This window comes from Pedobacter sp. R20-19, assembly GCF_000708265.2.
Taxonomy (GTDB): domain Bacteria; phylum Bacteroidota; class Bacteroidia; order Sphingobacteriales; family Sphingobacteriaceae; genus Pedobacter.
This window is the reverse complement of sequence record NZ_JCKI01000008.1, coordinates 106,118-125,273: the sequence shown is the minus strand read 5'-3', so window position 1 is coordinate 125,273 and position 19,156 is coordinate 106,118. Positions and strand designations below refer to the sequence as shown.

At 37.5% G+C, this 19,156-nt stretch carries 16 protein-coding genes; 9 read left to right on the top strand and 7 right to left on the bottom strand.

Features of this window, described 5'->3' with window-relative positions; translation table 11 throughout:
• Window positions 1-156: 156 nt before the first annotated feature.
• The 6 genes from metH (at window position 157) to AN34_RS17315 (ending at window position 7,977) form a co-directional block, all read left to right on the top strand.
• The gene (gene metH, locus AN34_RS17340; protein WP_029287476.1) at window positions 157-3,855 is read left to right on the top strand and encodes a methionine synthase; all 3,699 of its coding nucleotides are present in this window, start codon (window positions 157-159) and stop codon (window positions 3,853-3,855) included.
• Window positions 3,856-3,926: 71 nt separating this feature from the next.
• Complete coding sequence (locus AN34_RS17335) at window positions 3,927-4,301, top strand: four helix bundle protein (protein WP_029287474.1); 375 nt, start codon at window positions 3,927-3,929, stop codon at window positions 4,299-4,301.
• A gap of 77 nt (window positions 4,302-4,378) precedes the next feature.
• Complete coding sequence (locus AN34_RS17330; RefSeq protein WP_029287472.1) at window positions 4,379-5,332, top strand: methylenetetrahydrofolate reductase; 954 nt, start codon at window positions 4,379-4,381, stop codon at window positions 5,330-5,332.
• An 87-nt stretch (window positions 5,333-5,419) separates the two neighbouring features.
• Window positions 5,420-5,722 carry a hypothetical protein gene (locus AN34_RS17325; RefSeq protein ID WP_029287470.1) on the top strand — a complete coding sequence of 101 codons (303 nt, stop codon included), beginning with the start codon at window positions 5,420-5,422 and terminating at the stop codon, window positions 5,720-5,722.
• A 79-nt stretch (window positions 5,723-5,801) separates the two neighbouring features.
• Entirely contained in the window at window positions 5,802-6,221 is a 420-nt protein-coding gene (locus AN34_RS17320) for a tail fiber domain-containing protein (protein WP_029287468.1), read from the top strand.
• Between the two features lie 331 nt (window positions 6,222-6,552).
• On the top strand, window positions 6,553-7,977 hold the full coding sequence (locus tag AN34_RS17315; RefSeq protein ID WP_029287465.1) for a sugar MFS transporter: 1,425 nt from the start codon (window positions 6,553-6,555) through the stop codon (window positions 7,975-7,977).
• A gap of 69 nt (window positions 7,978-8,046) precedes the next feature.
• Here AN34_RS17315 and AN34_RS17310 read toward each other — a convergent pair whose 3' ends face one another.
• From AN34_RS17310 to AN34_RS17290, 5 genes are all read right to left on the bottom strand, one after another.
• Window positions 8,047-8,484 carry a transposase gene (locus AN34_RS17310; RefSeq protein WP_231625581.1) on the bottom strand — a complete coding sequence of 146 codons (438 nt, stop codon included), beginning with the start codon at window positions 8,482-8,484 and terminating at the stop codon, window positions 8,047-8,049.
• A 399-nt stretch (window positions 8,485-8,883) separates the two neighbouring features.
• Window positions 8,884-10,203: a threonine synthase gene (gene thrC, locus AN34_RS17305; protein WP_029287463.1), complete on the bottom strand. Its 1,320-nt coding sequence runs from the start codon at window positions 10,201-10,203 to the stop codon at window positions 8,884-8,886.
• A gap of 83 nt (window positions 10,204-10,286) precedes the next feature.
• A complete protein-coding gene (locus AN34_RS17300; protein ID WP_029287461.1) occupies window positions 10,287-11,219 on the bottom strand; it encodes a homoserine kinase in 933 nt (310 codons plus the stop codon).
• 98 nt (window positions 11,220-11,317) lie between these two features.
• Window positions 11,318-13,768 (bottom strand): bifunctional aspartate kinase/homoserine dehydrogenase I, encoded by a 2,451-nt coding sequence (gene thrA, locus AN34_RS17295; RefSeq protein WP_029287459.1) that lies wholly within the window; start codon window positions 13,766-13,768, stop codon window positions 11,318-11,320.
• 529 nt (window positions 13,769-14,297) lie between these two features.
• A complete protein-coding gene (locus AN34_RS17290; RefSeq protein ID WP_029287457.1) occupies window positions 14,298-14,747 on the bottom strand; it encodes a GyrI-like domain-containing protein in 450 nt (149 codons plus the stop codon).
• Between the two features lie 116 nt (window positions 14,748-14,863).
• Between AN34_RS17290 and rsgA the strand changes: the two genes are divergently transcribed.
• Both rsgA and AN34_RS17280 read left to right on the top strand, forming a co-directional pair.
• Window positions 14,864-15,784 (top strand): ribosome small subunit-dependent GTPase A, encoded by a 921-nt coding sequence (gene rsgA, locus AN34_RS17285; RefSeq protein ID WP_029287455.1) that lies wholly within the window; start codon window positions 14,864-14,866, stop codon window positions 15,782-15,784.
• A 126-nt stretch (window positions 15,785-15,910) separates the two neighbouring features.
• Window positions 15,911-16,864 (top strand): Smr/MutS family protein, encoded by a 954-nt coding sequence (locus AN34_RS17280; RefSeq protein WP_029287453.1) that lies wholly within the window; start codon window positions 15,911-15,913, stop codon window positions 16,862-16,864.
• 58 nt (window positions 16,865-16,922) lie between these two features.
• On the opposite strand, the gene AN34_RS17275 is transcribed toward AN34_RS17280, so the two are convergent.
• Entirely contained in the window at window positions 16,923-17,789 is an 867-nt protein-coding gene (locus AN34_RS17275) for a carbohydrate kinase (protein ID WP_029287451.1), read from the bottom strand.
• Window positions 17,790-17,876: 87 nt separating this feature from the next.
• On the opposite strand from AN34_RS17275, the gene AN34_RS17270 reads away from it, so the two are divergent.
• Window positions 17,877-18,302, top strand: a complete 426-nt coding sequence (locus AN34_RS17270; RefSeq protein WP_029287449.1) for a DUF4440 domain-containing protein — start codon at window positions 17,877-17,879, stop codon at window positions 18,300-18,302.
• A gap of 218 nt (window positions 18,303-18,520) precedes the next feature.
• Here AN34_RS17270 and AN34_RS17265 read toward each other — a convergent pair whose 3' ends face one another.
• The gene (locus AN34_RS17265; RefSeq protein ID WP_029287447.1) at window positions 18,521-19,135 is read right to left on the bottom strand and encodes a sugar O-acetyltransferase; all 615 of its coding nucleotides are present in this window, start codon (window positions 19,133-19,135) and stop codon (window positions 18,521-18,523) included.
• Window positions 19,136-19,156 lie beyond the last annotated feature (21 nt).

The following is a 19,156-nucleotide window of genomic DNA, read 5'->3' as shown; positions in this document are numbered from 1 at the left end:
TGTGCCAACTTTTTGAATAAGCCTTTTTTAAGTATCAGGTATAAAGCAGTAAGTATCAATAAAGATAATAACTATACTTTTTGCTTATATCTGGGGTTAGGTCGTTCATCAAGCATATCTTGATATCCGATACTAACTACTTGCTACTAAACAACAATGAGCATAAGAGAAGAATTAGAAAAACGTATTTTGGTGATTGATGGTGCTATGGGCACGATGATTCAGCGTTATACTTTAACGGAAGAGGATTTTAGAGGTGAACGGTTTAAAGATCACCCTTGCGATGTAAAAGGAAATAATGATTTGCTTAACATCACCCGTCCGGATATTATTAAAGCCATACATCTTGAATATTTAGGCGCAGGAGCTGATATTATTGAGACCAATACCTTCAGTACACAAAGAATTTCCATGGCTGACTACCAGATGGAAGATTTGTCGTATGAATTAAGTTTTGAAGGTGCCCGGGTGGCCAAAGAAGCTGCCGATGAGTTTATGGCGGCTCACCCTGATCGCAAGTGTTTTGTTGCAGGTGCTATTGGCCCAACCAACAGAACCCTATCCATGTCTCCCAATGTAAATGATCCTGGCTATCGGGCGGTTTATTTCGATGAATTAGAAGCCGCTTATTATGAGCAAGTTCGTGGCTTGGTAGATGGCGGTTCAGATGTGCTTTTAATTGAAACTATTTTCGATACCCTGAACGCAAAAGTTGCTATTGTAGCCATAAAAAAATATGAAGAAGTAATCGGTCGCAAACTGGAGATTATGATCTCCGGAACCATTACCGATGCCTCCGGTCGAACATTATCCGGACAAACAGCGGAAGCTTTTTTAAACTCGGTAATGCATGCGAAGCCATTAAGTATTGGTTTTAATTGTGCGCTTGGAGCTAAAGAAATGCGGCCACACATTGAAGAACTGGCCGCAAAAGCAGGATGTTATGTTTCCGCTTATCCAAATGCAGGCTTACCGAATGAATTTGGCGCTTATGATGAGCAACCCCATGAGACAGCGCATTTGGTAGATGATTTTATTGCTTCTGGCTTTGTAAACATTGTGGGTGGTTGCTGTGGTACCACTCCAGAACACATCGGCTGCATTGCAGCGAATGCCAGAAAGGCATTGCCAAGAAAAATCCCGGTGATTCAACCTTATATGCGTTTAAGTGGTTTGGAACCTGTAACCATCACACCTGAAAGTATTTTTGTTAATGTTGGCGAAAGAACCAATATTACCGGATCGCCTAAGTTTTCAAAATTAATTTTAGGTGGAGATTACGAAGCTGCCCTGGCCGTAGCCCTTCAACAAGTTGAAGGCGGTGCACAGGTCATTGATGTAAACATGGATGAAGGAATGTTGGATTCGGAAGCGGCCATGACTAAATTTCTAAACCTGATTGCTTCTGAACCTGACATCGCGAAATTGCCCATCATGGTCGATTCATCAAAGTGGTCTGTAATTGAAAATGGTTTAAAATGTTTGCAGGGAAAAGGAATCGTGAATTCGATTTCCTTAAAAGAAGGAGAAGATAAATTCCGTGAAAGTGCCCGGAAGATTATGCAATATGGCGCTGCGGTTGTAGTAATGGCTTTTGATGAACAGGGGCAGGCAGATAATTACGAACGGAGAAAAGAAATCTGTAAAAGAAGTTATGATATTTTAGTAAATGAAATAGGATTTCCTGCTGAAGATATCATCTTCGACCCTAATATTTTAACAGTCGCAACGGGATTAGAAGAGCATAATAATTATGCGGTCGATTTTATTAATGCTACCCGTTGGATCAAAGAAAACCTGCCACACGCAAAAGTAAGTGGAGGAGTTTCCAATATTTCCTTCTCATTCAGGGGGAATAATACCGTTCGTGAGGCGATGCATTCTGCTTTTCTTTACCACGCCATACAGGCGGGTTTGGATATGGGAATTGTAAACGCCGGGATGCTGGAAGTTTACCAAGAGATTCCACCAGAACTCTTAGAAAGGGTAGAAGATGTATTGCTGAACCGGAGAGATGATGCAACAGAGCGTTTAGTAGAGTATGCCGATACCGTAAAATCAAAGGGTAAGGAAGTGGTAAAAGATGAGGAGTGGAGAAAAGGGCCTGTTGAAGATCGGTTATCTCACTCTTTGGTAAAAGGAATTGTAGAATACTTAGATGATGATGTGGAAGAAGCACGTCAGAAATATGCCCGACCAATTCAGGTGATTGAAGGCCCTTTAATGGATGGGATGAACATTGTTGGGGATCTGTTCGGAGCAGGAAAAATGTTTTTGCCACAGGTAGTAAAATCTGCCCGTGTAATGAAAAAAGCAGTAGCCTATTTATTGCCCTTTATCGAACAGGAAAAATTAGATAACCCGGATCAAAATCAAAGTTCTTCAGCTGGAAAGGTGCTTATGGCTACTGTAAAGGGCGATGTGCACGATATAGGTAAAAACATTGTAGGCGTGGTATTGGCTTGTAATAACTTTGAAATTGTAGATATGGGCGTAATGGTTCCGGCACAGGAAATCATTAAAAAGGCCAAAGAAATAAATGCTGATATTATTGGTTTAAGTGGATTAATTACGCCATCATTGGATGAAATGGTTCACTTTGCTAAGGAAATGGAACGTGAGGGTTTTACTATTCCATTGATTATTGGTGGCGCAACTACATCAAGAATTCATGCCGCTGTTAAGGTAGCGCCAAACTACTCTGGTCCGGCAATTCATGTATTGGATGCTTCCAGAAGTGTAACGGTTTGCAGCACGCTAATGAATCCTGAAACAAAGGATGATTATGTTGCTGGAATTAAGGCAGAGTATGAAAAGGCCCGTGAAGCACATTTAAATAAACGTTCTGACAAGCGCTTTAAAACACTGGAGCAAGCGCGTGAACACAAATTTAAGATTGATTTTAAACCTGATCTTCCCATACCGGAATTTACCGGAACAAGGGTGTTTGATAATTATCCATTGGAAGAATTGGTTCCTTATATCGACTGGACGCCATTTTTCCATACCTGGGAATTGCGTGGAAGCTATCCGAAAATTTTCGATGATAAAAATGTTGGTGATGAAGCCAGAAAGCTTTTCGATGATGCCCAAAAATTATTGAAAAGAATTTTGGATGAAAAATTACTGACCGCCCGGGGGGTGATTGGTTTCTGGCCGGCTAATGCAGTTGGAGACGATATTGAGTTGAGAGTTGAGCGTACAGAGTTGGGAAACTCCAAACTCCAAACTCCAAACCCCAAAATGGTAACCATACACACCCTTCGCCAGCAGGCAGAAAAAGTAGATGGGCAACCTTATTACGCCTTATCTGATTTTATTGCACCTAAAGAAAGTGGTATTCAGGATTATTTTGGTGGTTTTGCTGTAACTACAGGTATTGGAATAGATGCTTTGGTAGAAGAATTCGAATCCAATCATGATGATTATAACAGCATTATGGCAAAGGCATTGGCCGATCGTTTGGCTGAGGCTTTTGCAGAACGGATGCATGAACGTGTAAGAAAAGAATACTGGGGTTATGCCAAAGATGAAAATTTAAGCAATACCGAATTAATTAAAGAAGAATATGCTGGTATTCGTCCGGCACCGGGATATCCTGCCTGCCCGGAACATACCGAAAAAGGTACTTTGTTTGAATTGTTAGATGCTGAAAATAAAATTGGCTTACGCCTTACAGAAAGTTATGCCATGTATCCAACAGCTGCGGTAAGTGGTTTTTATTTTGCACATCCTGAATCCAGGTATTTTGGACTAGGAAAGATTACCAAAGACCAGATTGAAGATTATGCCCTACGTAAAAATATGTCAATAGAAGAAGTGGAAAGGTGGTTGAGTCCTAATTTGGCTTATTAAAGTGACAGGTTAAAAGTTAAAGGTTATTGGTCTGGGATATTAAAACATAATAATCTATATAAGAGGTTTAAATGGAAAAACAAAAGAAAAACTATATTGATTTAGAGGTTTGGAAGCAAGCAAGGATTTTATCAAAAGAAATATATCTGGCATCTTCTCAATTCCCTAAGGACGAAAGATTTGGCTTAACGAGTCAAATCAGACGAGCCGCAGTGTCAATTCCATCAAATATTGCAGAAGGCTGTGGAAGAAATTATCCTAAAGGTAGTATTCAATTCTTCTATATAGCTAGAGGTTCTATTTATGAAGTTGAAAGTCAGTTGTATCTATCTTATGACTTAGATTTTATAACTGAATTGGATTTAAAAGCCATATTAATGAAACTGGAAACCACACGGAAATTATTAAATGGGTTTATAAATTATTACCAAACGCTAATTAAATAAAGCATCCGAACTTTTAATCTGCAATATTCTATAAGCATCCAGACTTTTAACTTTTAACCTGCAACTTTTAACTCCTAATGAAGATTATAGACCATATCAAAAATGCGAAGGGTAAAACCTTATTTTCTTTCGAATTATTACCACCCATTAAAGGCCAGAGTATCCAATGGATTTATGATGCTATTGACCCTTTGCTAGAATTTAATCCGCCTTTTATTGATGTTACCTCCTTAAGAGAAGATTATATCTATAAAGAGCAGGAAAATGGTTTGTTACAAAAAGTATCTTACCGGAAAAGGCCTGGTACTATTGCCATTTGTGCAGCAATTATTCATAAATATAAAATTGATGCGGTACCACATTTAATTTGTGGTGGTTTTACTAAGGAAGAAACTGAAAATGCATTAATTGATCTGCAATTTTTAGGTATTGATAATGTTTTGGCCCTTCGTGGTGATGCCCGTGCTGCCGATCATTCGTTTATCCCTACAAAGGGTGGTCATTGTTATGCTACAGATCTTATTCAGCATATTAAAAACCACAATGATGGCAAATTTTTACATGAAGATATTGAAACCTTTAAAAGTGATTTTTGCATCGGCGTAGCTGGCTATCCGGAAAAACATTTTGAGGCTCCAAATTTAAATGCCGACTTTAAATACCTGAAAAAAAAGGTAGATATGGGTGCAGAATTTATCGTTACTCAAATGTTTTTTGATAATCAGAAGTATTTCGACTTTGTGAAGAAATGCAGAGAAAATGATATCAATGTACCTATTATTCCGGGTTTAAAGCCTATAAGTACTTTAACACAATTAAATGTATTACCTAAAATTTTCCATATTGATTTGCCAGATGAATTAACAGATGCCTTATCGCATGCAAAGAACAATGCAGAGGCAAAGGAAATTGGAACGGCAGCGATGATTAAACAGTGTAAAGAATTGATGGATTTTGGTGCACCAGTATTGCATTTTTACACCATGGGCAGGCCAGAACAAACAAAGCAGATAGCAAAGGCAATTTTTTAAAAGGACTACTATGTGGTTAACAAAATTCTGACAGAACTTTAACGCCAATAAATTGTTAAACAGATTGTACAACTTATATTTGTAGCAATGAATTTAATCAGTTTTAAATATCTACTAATCATCTGCATAGCTGCTACTTTATTTCTTAAAGTGAGCAATGCGGTATCGTATTTAAGATATTCAAATGCTGAAACAGCGTATTCATCTGTTAATGATGATGCTACAGAAAAAGAGGAAAAAAAAATAGAATCTGAATATCTGATCCATCACTTTTATTCCAATCCACATGCTGGCTTATTCTTTAAAACAGATAAGAAGGTCATTATTCCCGATCATTCCTTTAAAATGACCTATTTCCCTAAGGTATTAACACCACCACCATTGGTATAATCTTACTTTATTCTAGTTTTTAATTAGCATCGCTTTCTGGCGATGCAGAAATTTTCTTTTAATCTAAATTTATAATCATATGAAACGAGCAATTTTATTTTCGTTTGCGGCATTTTTAATTGTCACATCATCACAAATTCGTGCACAAGAGGTAATACAAAATAATGTAAAGCCAGTTAATAATTCACTTGAAATGGTTTCAAAACTTCAACCTGTTAGTTTTAACTATGATAAAACCTGGGCAGAAAAATTAAAAATATCTGCAAGACCACAATATGGTTTTGTTGGAGCGGATGCCAAAACTCATGTTCCTGAATTAGTAACTGTACAGGCTAAAGATTACGCGGCGGGTAAAAATGCTTATAGATCTGCTACGATAACTAAAGTAGATTATGAAAGCCTGGTTCCGCTTTTAGTTGGAAGTATTAAAGAACAACAACAGCAGATTGACGCTTTAAGACAAGAAATACAATCACTTAAGTCTGGCAGTGCCAAGTAAAAACGAGTAAAGGCTCCGATGAAAATCGGGGCCTTTACTGTTTATTTTAAAGCCTGTTCTTCAAAAAAAAACTATCATATGAAATTTGAAAGTCATATTTTAAATCATTCGCTTCTATGCTCTTAAGGGTATTTGTAAATCGATTTACCTTAATCGATTGATTGTTAGTTTTTTCAGTCGTTTAAACGGAAGAATACACGTCTTGATGACGGTTGTACCATCCATGTAATACAGCATTTTAAAAAACGAAAATTCCGTTTCTTTGATACATTGAGATCAGGCATCTATCAATGGTATCTGCATTTCTAAGTTGCTAATTCTTATATATTCAATGGACATCAAATTTTCAGAAACGAAACCAAAATCTAATTACACCGTTCCGCTTATTACCATTACCCTTTTGTTTTTTATGTGGGGATTCATCACCTGCATGAACGATATTCTAATCCCTTACCTGAAGAAGCTTTTCAGTTTGACTTTTTTTGAATCCATGCTGGTTCAGTTCAGTTTCTTCGGTGCTTATTTTGTGGGCTCACTCATTTACTTTTTAATTTCTTACACCAAAGGTGATCCGATTAACAAAGTGGGTTATAAAAAAGGAATTTTATTTGGTATTGTGCTCGCGGCTATTGGGTGTATACTTTTCTTTCCGGCAGCAACCTATTCGATCTATCCATTGTTTTTAGGTGCACTATTTGTTTTGGGATTGGGGTTTACTGTTCTACAAATCACGGCTAATGCTTATGTTTCTTTACTAGGTCCGGAAGACAGCGCTTCTAGCAGGCTAAATTTAACGCAGGCCTTTAATGCTTTTGGTACTACGATTGCGCCTATTTTAGGTGGTCATTTAATCTTCGAGTTTTTTTCTGAAGCTGATGGAAGCTTCAGCGCTTCAGCTACCCGGATTCCTTATTTGATTTTTGGAGCAATATTGCTTTTGGTTGGTTTACTCATTTTTTTTGTTAAGTTACCATCTTTCAAACCGGAAGAAGAGGAGCAGGCGAAAGGTTTAGGTGTGCTTAAATTTCCGCATTTAACAAGAGGTATTGTAGCGCTTTTTTGTTATGTAGGTGCTGAGGTAGCTGTAGGTAGTTTCATTATCAGTTTTTTACACCTTCCAGAAATTAGCGGGCTGGAAGAAGCCGTGAGTAAAAATTACCTTTCATTATATTGGGGTGGTGCAATGATAGGTCGTTTTTTAGGTGCAATCTCTCTAAATCATTCATTAAGTCAGACCAAAAAGATTATTTATATGCTGGGAACGGCAATCTTGGTATTTGCCCTGATTTTTAGTATTGTAAATTTAACCTTCGCACAGATTAGTTTCTTCCTTGTTTTTATTGTGTTAAACTTTATTGGCTTCCTGGTTGGGAAATCAGCTCCTGCAAGAACTTTGGCCATCTTCTCTACCATTAATGTACTGCTTTTAATTTCGGTAATGATTAATAAGGGTGAGTTAGCGATGTACAGTGTTTTGGGTATTGGAATTTTCAACTCCATTATGTTTTCTAACATCTACACGCTGTCGATTGCAAAATTAGGTGTTTATACCAGTCAGGGATCTTCATTATTAGTAATGGCTATTCTGGGTGGAGCAGTTTTGCCTTTAGTTCAGGGAGCTGTAGCTGATCAGATTGGCGTACATTACTCTTTTATACTTCCATTAATCTGTTATTTATTCATACTATACTTTGGCATCTATTGCACTAAGCATTTAAAAGGAATTGAACAAACAAGTGTTAAAGGCGGACATTAATATTTGCTGAAATTTTAAATATTTTATAAGAAAGTCCGGAAAATATTTCCGGACTTTCTTATGTTAAGCCTATAGATAAACGACTTCGATCAGGCCCATTGCATCACTATAATTAATGGCAGAGCTGTATACATAATGTTCTGGCTCATAAACAATCCCAGCTTCCACAGGGTTATGATGGATGTAGTTAAGTTTTTGATTTTTAAATAAGTTAGTTTCTACGGAAATGGGGTGATAGCCATCTTGCCAAAACTTAAATTCATCACTTTTAGCATGAATTTTGGCAGCAAATGAAAATTTGTTTAACAACCAATTTCTGCTTTCATTAATTTCTTTAATACTTGAAGTGATTTTCCTGAAAGTAAATTTTTTAAAATCACGTATGATATCCGGAAGCTTCTTTCCTTCATCAGCACTCACCATCATATGTAAATGACTAGGCATTAAGCACCATGCGTAAATAAGTAATCCTTTCTCTTTCTGGCAATATTTAAGACTTTCTATCACTACTTCTGCAAGTTATTTTCTGGTGAAAACATCAATCCAATTGACAACTGTAGTTGTTATGAAATAAATGCCGTTATCATCGGCTACCTTATATTTAGAACCCATTAATAAATATAAAATATTCTTTTAAGGATTAAAAATCCTTAGAAAGATTGGTTGGGATCATAGATCCCGACCAACGTAAAGTTAGTACGGAAATACTTTTCGAACTTATGTATCTGTGGATTTCTAATCCACTGCTTTATTGATCGGTTTAGATTAAAATAAAGACTTGATAAATTTGATTTTAAGGGTTAATTAAGGATTAAAAATCCTTAGGAAGATTGGTCGGGATTATAGATCCCGACCAACGTAAAGTTAGTCCGGAAATATTTTCCGGACTTGTCTATCTGTGGATTTCTAATCCACAATCAACCCATTCAGCAAATAATGTTTAAAATCGCTAAAATTTATACTTAACTGATCAGCCTGTTTTGGTCTTCCTGTTAAGGCTGTAACCTGTTCAGGTATTTCTATTCTGGATGCAATATCTGCAGGGAAAATATCAGGGAATTTACAAGCATGAGCAGTAGATAAAAATACAGCAGCACTATGGTCAGCTGGTTTTTCCTGCCTGTATTTTTCAATAGCTAAATAAGCAATTGCCGTATGCGGGCAAGCAACATAATTAAATTTAGCATAAATGTCTTTAATGCCAGCAAGGGTTTCCTCATCATTAAAACGATAAGAAGTAACCACTTTTTTTAGTATATCTATATCCTGATTAAATAAATCCATGATACGAATCCAGTTACTTGGTGCCCCTACATCCATCGCATTAGAATAGGTTTGTGTTGAAGGTTTCGTTTCATAAACACCACTTTCAAGGAAACGGGGAACGGTATCATTGATATTAGTTGCTGCGATAAACTGTTTAACAGGTAGCCCCAGTTTATAAGCCAATAAGCCAGCGCCAATGTTACCAAAATTTCCACTTGGAACAGAGAAAATAACATCCTGTATCCCTTTTCTTTTCAATTGTGCATAAGTATTGAAATAATAAAAGGTTTGAGGAATTAATCTTGAAATATTAATGGAGTTAGCAGATGTTAATCTGAATTTACGATTAAGTTCCGGATCAGCAAATGCCTGTTTAACCAAAGCCTGACAATCATCAAAAGTTCCTTTAATTTCAATTGCTCTGATGTTTTGTCCGTTGGTGGTGAGCTGTAGCTCCTGAATTGGACTTACTTTTCCCTCTGGGTAGAGAATAGTAACTCTTGTATTAGGTACACCTAAAAAGCCCAAAGCAACGGCGCCACCTGTGTCGCCAGAGGTGGCTACCAGTACGTCCAGCAATTGCTCTCCATCTTTCAGGAAATAGGCCATTACCCGGCTCATAAAACGGGCACCAAAATCTTTAAAAGCCAATGATGGTCCGTGAAAAAGCTCTAGTACAAAAGTTTTATCATCAAGTTTTACGGCAGGTGCATCAAAATTAATGGCGTCTTCAATTAAAGCCTTTAAATCTTCGGCTGGAATTTCATCCTTTAGTAATGTAGAGGCAACTTTAAAAGCAATTTCTGGCAGGGAATAATTCTCGATATTCGCTATGAAATCTGCATCCAGTTTAGGGATTTCAACAGGCATATATAAACCTTTATCTTGAGGCATGCTATTAAAAACAGCATCTTTAAAGGAAACACGTAAATCTTTATTGTTGGTTGAATATAGTTTCATTGGTGGTTTAGGGTTTAGGGCTTAGGGTCTAGAGGTTCGGGCGCATTAACCTTACGCCTTTTACCTTGAATCTTACGCCTTTCTTACATTACTCTTGGTCCTTCGGCATTAACAGAAGAAACGTAGGCTTTGCTATTGATATTAATTTTATGTAGATATTGTTGCTGTGCTTTGGTGATTTTCTTTGCAGTTTCCTCATCTTTGGTCAGGGCAAATACAGATGGGCCTGAGCCGGAGATTCCAAATCCAATAGCTCCATTTTCCATTGCAATGGCTCTCATTTCTTCAAAACCTGGGATTAAAATAGAGCGGGTAGGCTCAACCAAAACATCCTTCATGCTGCGGCCGATTAAGTCAAAATCATTCATAAATAAACCACTAACCAAACCGGCTACATTTCCCCATTGGGTTACGGCATCTTTTAAAAATACCTTACTGCGAATCATCTGACGGGCATCTTTAGTGGGCACGTCTACTTCTGGGTAAACAATGGCGGCATACATTCCGGCTGGAGTTGGTAAGGAAATCACATCAAGTGGTTCGTAACTTCTTATCAGTACAAAACCACCTAAAATCGCTGGTGCAACATTATCCGCATGGCCATAGCCGCAGGCAAGTTCTTCACCCTTCATAGCAAAAGGAACCAGTTCTTTTGCCGTTAGCAAATCACCCATTAATTTATTGATGGCATATAAACCGGCAACAGTACTGGCTGAGCTAGAGCCCAACCCGCTCCCAATGGGCATTTTTTTGTGCAATTCAATTTCAACACCAACATCTAAACGGTTTACATGTTGCAAATAATGTTGCACACTGGCACTTACCGTATTTTTTGCAGCATCCAATGGCAAACGGCCATCATCACCGCTAATGCTTTTAATGATTACGCCAGGCGTATCTGTTAAGCACATTTCAACTTCATCACCAGGTTCATTTACAGCGAAACCCAGTACATCAAAGCCACATACCACATTGGCTACGGTTGCCGGAGCGAAAACTTTTATACTATCTTTCATTTTTTTTGTATCAAATAGTGAGCATCAAGACCAAATCTCTAGCTTTCCTACTGCTATCTTTTTTTTTAAAACCACTTTAGTCTTTAAGCTTTTCGCTTTCAGCTTAAGCTACCTACATTTATAATATCTGCAAAAACCCCTGCAGCAGTAACTTCTGCACCAGCGCCTGGCCCTTTCACCACCAATGGACGGGATTTATACCGATCTGTTGTGAATGAAATGATATTATCGCTTCCGGAAAGCATATAGAAAGGGTGACTTTCATCAACCATTTGCAAGCTAATTTCTACATTCCCATCTTCCAGTTTTCCAATATAACGTAAAACCTTTCCAGTGTTGGCTGCCTGATTTTTTAAATCTTCAAAATAGGCTGCGTTCTTCTGTAATTCAGCATAAAAATCTTCTACAGATGTGGCATTTAGACAAGCCTCTGGTAAAATATTATCAATTTTTACATCGGCTGCTTCTAATGGATAACCTGCATCACGGGCAAGAATTAACATTTTACGCATAAAATCTTTTCCGTTCAAATCATCCCGTGGATCAGGCTCAGTATAACCTAACTCTTGTGCTTCTTTAACGGTTTCATAAAAACCAGCCTCACCTTTAAAATTATTAAAGATGTAAGAGATTGTTCCAGATAATATGGCTTCAATACGCGCTACTTTATCACCACTCATCATCAGCTCTTTTAAGGTTCTAATAATAGGTAAACCTGCGCCAACGTTGGTTTCGTAATAAAAATCTACGCCAAACTTACGGGCGGTATCTTTAAATGATTTGTATTGGGCAAAATCTGCAGAATTTCCTTTTTTATTACAAGTAACTACAGAAATGCTGCTTTCAAAAACACCCTGGTAAAATTCAATAGGTGTTTCTGCTGCGGTATTGTCTACAAACACACAGTTTGGCAAATTCATTGCCTTCATTTCAGCAACAAAGCCAGCCAGATCTGCCTGTTCGCCATTTTGATTTAAATCATCTTCCCAATTTTCAAGTGACAAGCCATCTGCATTAAACACCATTTTACGGGTATTACAAATGCCGGTAACTTTAACCTGCAAATCATTATTTTCAGCAAGAAAAGGCATTTGTTCCTTCAGCTGGTTAAATAACGTTTTGCCAATATTCCCTGTTCCCAGGCAGAAAATATTCAGTGTTCTTTTTAGATCGGTAAAGAAAGCATCATGAACAGCATTAACCGCTTTAGATAAATCAGCGGCGCTGATGATTACTGAAATATTGTATTCGGAAGATCCTTGGGCTATTGCCCTTACATTAATTCCGTTACGGCCTAAAGCTCCAAATAAACGACCGCTCATCCCTGGCGTATGTTTCATGTTTTCACCTACAATGGCCAAAACTGCCAGGTTGTTTTCTACTTCTGGTAAAGCCAGTTTATTAGCATCTAATTCCAGCTCAAATTCTTTTTTAATTAAGGCAATCGCCTGGCCAGCATCAGTTGGTTTAACAGCAAAAGTGATACTATGTTCAGATGATGATTGGGTAATCAACACCACATTAATCTGTTCACGGGAAAGCAGGGAAAATAAGCGTCCACTAAAGCCAGCTTTTCCAACCATTCCACTACCGGTAAGATTGATGATGCTGATGTGATCAATAGATGAAATGCCTTTTATAGGCAGACTGGATGTTTTGACATCACTTTTAATATAAGTTCCACCGAAATCAGGCTCGAAAGTATTTTTAATGACAATGGGGATTTTCTTCATGAAGGCAGGAATCATCGTTGGCGGATAAATTACCTTTGCGCCAAAATAACTCAGTTCCATTGCTTCAGTATAACTCAGTTCTGGTAAAGAAAATGCCTTTTTAACAATCCGTGGGTCAGCAGTCATCATACCATTAACATCCGTCCAGATTTCAATTTCTTCTGCATTTAAGGCTGAACCCCAAACGGCAGCCGTATAATCAGAACCGCCACGGCCCAAGGTAGTTACCCTTCCTGCAGTATTGCTTGCGATGAATCCGGTAACAAAAAGTACCTTGTCTTTATTGGCCTGATAGAAATCATTAATTAATATTTCCGTTAAATCGGTGTCTACCTTAGCTTGCCCGAAATTATTATCGGTTTTAATTAACTCAGCACCGTTTACGTAAACTGCATTACTGATATTTTGAGCAGCAATATGTGCAATCATAAATGAAGAACAACGTTCGCCATAACTCAGAATCTGATCTTTTGTTTGTAAACTTAATTCCCGCAAATTGCTAACGGCCTGTAATAAATCTTCCAGTTCATTAAAGAAGATCTTTAAACGGGTAAATACCGGGTTTTGCGCTGCTGCTGGCAAAAGCGAACGGATTACTGCAAAATGTTTTGCTTCTATTTCTTTTAAAGAAGCGTCATAATCTTCTCCGCGTTCAGCCCGTTCTGCCATATCGGTAAGCAGGTTGGTTACACCACTCATTGCCGATAATACAACTACCGGATTGCTTTGTAATTTTTCTTTGGCTACTATATTCAGTAGCGTTTTAATGTTCTCGGCCGAACCTACGGATGTGCCGCCGAATTTAAGTACTTTCATTAGTTCTGGTTTTAGCTAAAACTGCATTTTTGCTTGTTAATTGTTTTGTTTTAGTACAGTTTAAGTGGTTTGGGTTTAAAAAAAAAGCGTCCCGATTTTTGTCGGGACGCTTTCTGTGTTTTTATGTTAATTCAATTTACAACAAATTAGCCCCGCTGGTTTATCCCGGTGGTAATAATAATCGTTGTAATAATTGATGATGTAAAATTCATGTGTTCTTCGTGTACTTTGTACACCGTAAAGTAGAAGATTATTTTTTTAAAATGCAAATGTTTTTTAAATTTTCTTTCTTAATTTTTAATAAAACGTTTAAGTGAATGAAATAAAAGCATTTTTTGAACTGGAAACCGAGTGGGTTTTATTTATCGCATCGTGCTTCTATTGTTAGTTAGATTTAAGGAATGTGAGGGCGTGATAAATTCTATACTTTGTTTTGAAAATTCAGATCGATGTACAAAGTGCTGTTATTGGTTTTCAACTCCCCTTCTTTTTAAAGGAAGGGTGCTCACAGGCGAGTTGGTTATTTAACTTACCTCACGCCAATATAAATCTCCACTTCTGAATCTCCACTTTGTTGCGATTTTTCACCATAAACCTCAAAATCAGCATGATAGGTACGGTATAAGGCAATGTCATTGGCCCAAATTTCTTTCCAGGTTTCAACAACAGCATTTGGCATTTCACCTTTGGCGATATACCTTAACAATTTTTCATTTTTAACTTCCAGTCCTGTTAAACCATCAGGGATAATATCCAGCGCACTTACACGATGACCAATAATGGCGGTGTAGCTTCCTGTATAATCACTTTCGTAATCAGTATAAACGGCATAAATATCATCACTCTCTTTATTGGAGATTTGTTTGCTAATTTCCTCCTGATAGAACCTGCCCCAAAGCTGTCCTAAATCTGTAGCCGCCTGATTGTTTTGATTGGTTGTTTGAACCGATATCCCGATTATCTTGAAGTTTTCCATCATTTAGATTTTAAACGAAGATATTGTTTGTTGAATAACTTTTAGCTTCTATTTTTTAGAAAATGCATGAGCTTCCATTATCCATTTTCCCATCCCTTATGCTTACCTTTGTACAAAGTATGCAAGGATTAGTTATAAAATCTACAGGGAGCTGGTACAGTGTGTTAGGCGATAATGGCGAACGTTACGACTGTCGTATTGTGGGTAAGTTCAGGATGAAGGGAATCAAAACCACCAACCCAATTGCTGTTGGAGACCGTGTGAAGTTTGATCTTGAGCGTGACAGCAACCAGGGAATCATCGATGAACTGTTGCCTCGGAAAAATTATATTATCCGTAAATCTATTAACCTGAGTAAACAAGCCCAAATTCTTGCTGCCAACCTGGATATGGCCATTTTGGTAGTAACCTTAGCCTCACCAAGAACTTCATTAGGATTTATTGATCGGTTTTTGGTAACTGCCGAAGCTTATGATGTACCTACTGTTCTCGTGTTTAATAAACTAGATCTATTCAGTAAAGAGGGATTGGAAATTCTTCAGGAGTTTAAAGATATATATGAAAATATTGGTTATGCTACTTATGAGGTTTCTGCTTTGAAGGGCATCAATATTCCAATTATTCAGGAATTAATTACAGATAAAATCACTTTAATCTCCGGCCATTCAGGTGTAGGAAAATCAAGTTTAATTAATGCACTTTTGCCCGACCGGGATTTGCGTACAGGCGAAGTTTCTGACTGGAGCGACAAAGGGCAGCATACTACAACCTTTGCAGAAATGTTTGAGTTACCTCAGGGTGGTTTTATAGTAGATACTCCTGGCATTCGGGAACTTGGTGTAATTGATATCGAAAAGGAAGAATTAGGGCATTTCTTTAGAGAAATTTTTAAAACTTCACATCAGTGCCGTTTCAATAATTGTCGACACGTGAATGAGCCAGGCTGTGCTGTAATTGAAGCAGTAAATAATGATGAAATAGCCGTTTCAAGGTATGAAAGTTACCTGAGTATTTATCATGGCAACGATACCAGGCATTAGCCCCCCAGCTCCCTGAAGGGGGAGTTGAAAGGCTAGGTGGAAAAGCTTGCTGCAGAGTGAAAAAAAATAACGTTTTGTTTAAACTATAGAAAGTCAAAAGCCCCCTTCAGGGGGTTGGGGGTACATATGAAATTCAAATTAGGAGATTTTGTTCGTTTTGTCGATGAAAAACGTGAGGGTTATGTAACGAAGATAATTGATGCACAAACATTGGGAGTAACGGATGAGGATGGTTTTGAAATTCCTGTAGCCATTAGTAATTTAACTTCTGTACATGGCCATGGTGCAGTTGCAGAGGAACATGATGCCCCTAAGCCCGTTCAGGTAAATGTTCCATTAATAAGTAAAATAGAAAATGGAATTTATGTTGCCGTTGCCACCGATAATAAGGCGGGAAATGTGGTTCACTTTCATTTGCAAAATCAATCTCCAGGTGTTCTTTTGGTAAGTTTAACTACTGAAAGGAAAGAGAAATACGCTGGTGCTTTTCATGGTATAATTGAAGCTTACCAATCTGCATTAGTCTATTCTGCCTCATTAGCAGATCTTGATTTATGGCCAGAATTTAGCTTCCAGATTCTAATTTCTGCTAAAACGGATGTAAAGCCTGTTGACCCTTTAGTCATTCGTAAGAAATTCAGGGCGAAAGATTTTTCTTCTGAACAAAAGGAACTGCCCATAGCTAAAAACAAGGGCTGGTTAATTCGTCTGGATGATTTGGCACCTATAACTATTGATGCTCAAAAGTTAAAAGAAAGCTTTTTCAAATCACCTGCTGAGAAGAAAACAGTAGATGCACCAGCTAAAGAAATTGATCTCCATATTGAAAAATTAAGAGATGATCATCACTTTTTGGAACCAGATGAAATTCTTCAGATTCAATTAAATCATTTCCAAAACTCACTCGATGCAGCGATTGTTCACCATTTTGATAAGATGGTTTTTATTCATGGCTCAGGAAATGGTACCTTGAGAGATAAAATTCATAAGCTAATCAGTAAAAACCCACACATTAAAACCTATATGGATGCCCGTAAAGAAAAATTTGGCTACGGCGCAACAGAAGTGGTTTTTAAGTAATCTTGGTTCATTAGTTCAATAGTCATTGGTTCATTTGTTACCTGTGAACTTAAAACTGTTAACTGAAAACCTCATCTCCATAGTCAGGGTTTGCTCCATGTTGCGAGGCGACAAAGGCACCAACTTTGCAGGCCCTGTCTAAAACTGTATTAATTGGGTAGCCGTTGAGATAACTAGAAATAAAGGTAGCTAAGAATGAATCGCCGGCACCAACTGTGTCTGCAACTTCAACCTGGTAGCCTTTGTGATGATATAAATGACCATCCTGAAGTACGTATGCACCTTTCTCACCTACGGTTAAGCAAATAATTTCAATATTGAAGTTGAGGCTAATCTGCTTTAGTAGTTGTTCATCGTTATTTCCGGTTAAGGCAAGTTCATCTTTCAGGTAAATCAGTTCATGTTCGTTTACTTTTAAAATATCGGCCTCACCTAATAAGGTTTTTAAGGTTTCTATGTTGTAAAATGGCGGACGAAGATTAATATCGAAGATTTTAAGTTTCGCCTGTTTCAGTAAAGCCAGAATGGTGTCTTTGCTTTTTTCATTTCGGCAGGTTAAGCTGCAGTAAACAAAGGCATCTGCTTGTTTTACCGCTTCAAGCGCATGTTCATTCAGGCTTATTGCATCCCAGGCTACAGGTTCTATAATGGTGTAAGTTGCCTGGTGAGATTCATCTAATTTTACTTCAACTGTACTGGTTGGCAGGTTATTAATTTGAATTAAATCTGATTCAAAGTTTTGATCCTTTAAAAATTCAATCAGCTCTTTTCCTGATTCATCTTCTCCAACCGCACTGATAAATTTACTGTTGATCCCTTGTTTGTGAAGATTCAAAGCCACATTCATACTTGATCCACCTGCTTTTTTTCCTTCAGGGAAAACATCCCACAATATTTCGCCTATTGAAATTACCGTTTTTTTCATGCCTGATTATTTGTGACGTAAAGAAACAATTTTTATACATGGATTGGAATAATTTGTTTCATATCTTTACTATAAGACCAGAAAACAATGAAGATAAAAATATTAACCATATTAATGATATGCTCAGTAAGTGCATTTGCACAGTCTCCAAAGGATAAACAGGCTATTCTCGATGTGTTGGAAATGCAACGAACGGAATGGAATAAAGGGAATTTAGAGGCTTTTATGCAAGGTTATGTTAAAAGTGATAGCTTACTCTTTGTTGGAAGTAGTGGGCCCACTTATGGCTGGCAAAAAACATTGGATAATTACAAAAAAACTTATTCTGGTAAAGCGGGGATGGGTATGCTTACTTTCGTAATAAAGAAAGTAGATTTCTTAAATCAGGATGTAGCATTTGTGTTGGGAAGCTGGCATTTGAAAAGAGAAAAGGATGAACCCAAAGGATATTTTACTTTATTGTTTAAGAAATTAAATGGCGAGTGGAAAATCTTTGTAGACCACTCCAGCTAAAAAATAAATATCGTGTTTATCGTCATTTCGATTGGAGCGCAGCGTAATGGAGAAATCTCTGAACTAATACAACATCATTTTTCTGCTTTGCTGCAAATGACGTTCTGTGATAAATATTTATTTATATTGGATCACAGCTGAACAGAAAGCTCATCCCGTTAAAAAGATTTCTCTACTTCGGACGAAATGACGATCTGCGATAACTTATTGGTTAAAAACTATTCGCCCAATTTAAAATCTTTATAATAATAATCCTTATCCTCATCGGTAAGCTGGCGGATCACTCTGCAAGGGTTTCCGGCAGCGAAAACATTATCTGGAATATCGCGGGTAACAATACTTCCTGAGCCAATTACTACATTTGAGCCAATTTGTACCCCTGGATTAATTACTACATTTCCGCCAATCCAAACACTGTTTCCAATGGTTATTTCTTGTGCCCATTCATACTCCTGATCTCGGAGATGCGCATGGATAGGGTGGCCTGCTGTGTAAATGGCCACATTGGGTGCAATAAAAACACTGTTCCCGATGGATACCTTAGCGCAATCTAAAATGACCAGATTAAAGTTTGCATAAAAATTATCACCAATTTCTATGTTGTAGCCATAATCACAACGAAAGGGTGGTTCGATATAAAACATGCGCTCTGTTTTACCAAACAGCTTTTTAATTAATTCTTTACGCTGCTTAACGAATTTTGGCGCAAGGTTATTAAATTCAAACACAACTTCCCGTGCCTTTAATCTGTCTTTAGCTAGATCTCCATCCCCAGCCTGGTAAGCTTTACCCGCCAGCATTTTTTGTTTCTCGGTAAGTAGGTTGATATCCATAAATTTTAAATTTAAAAAAAT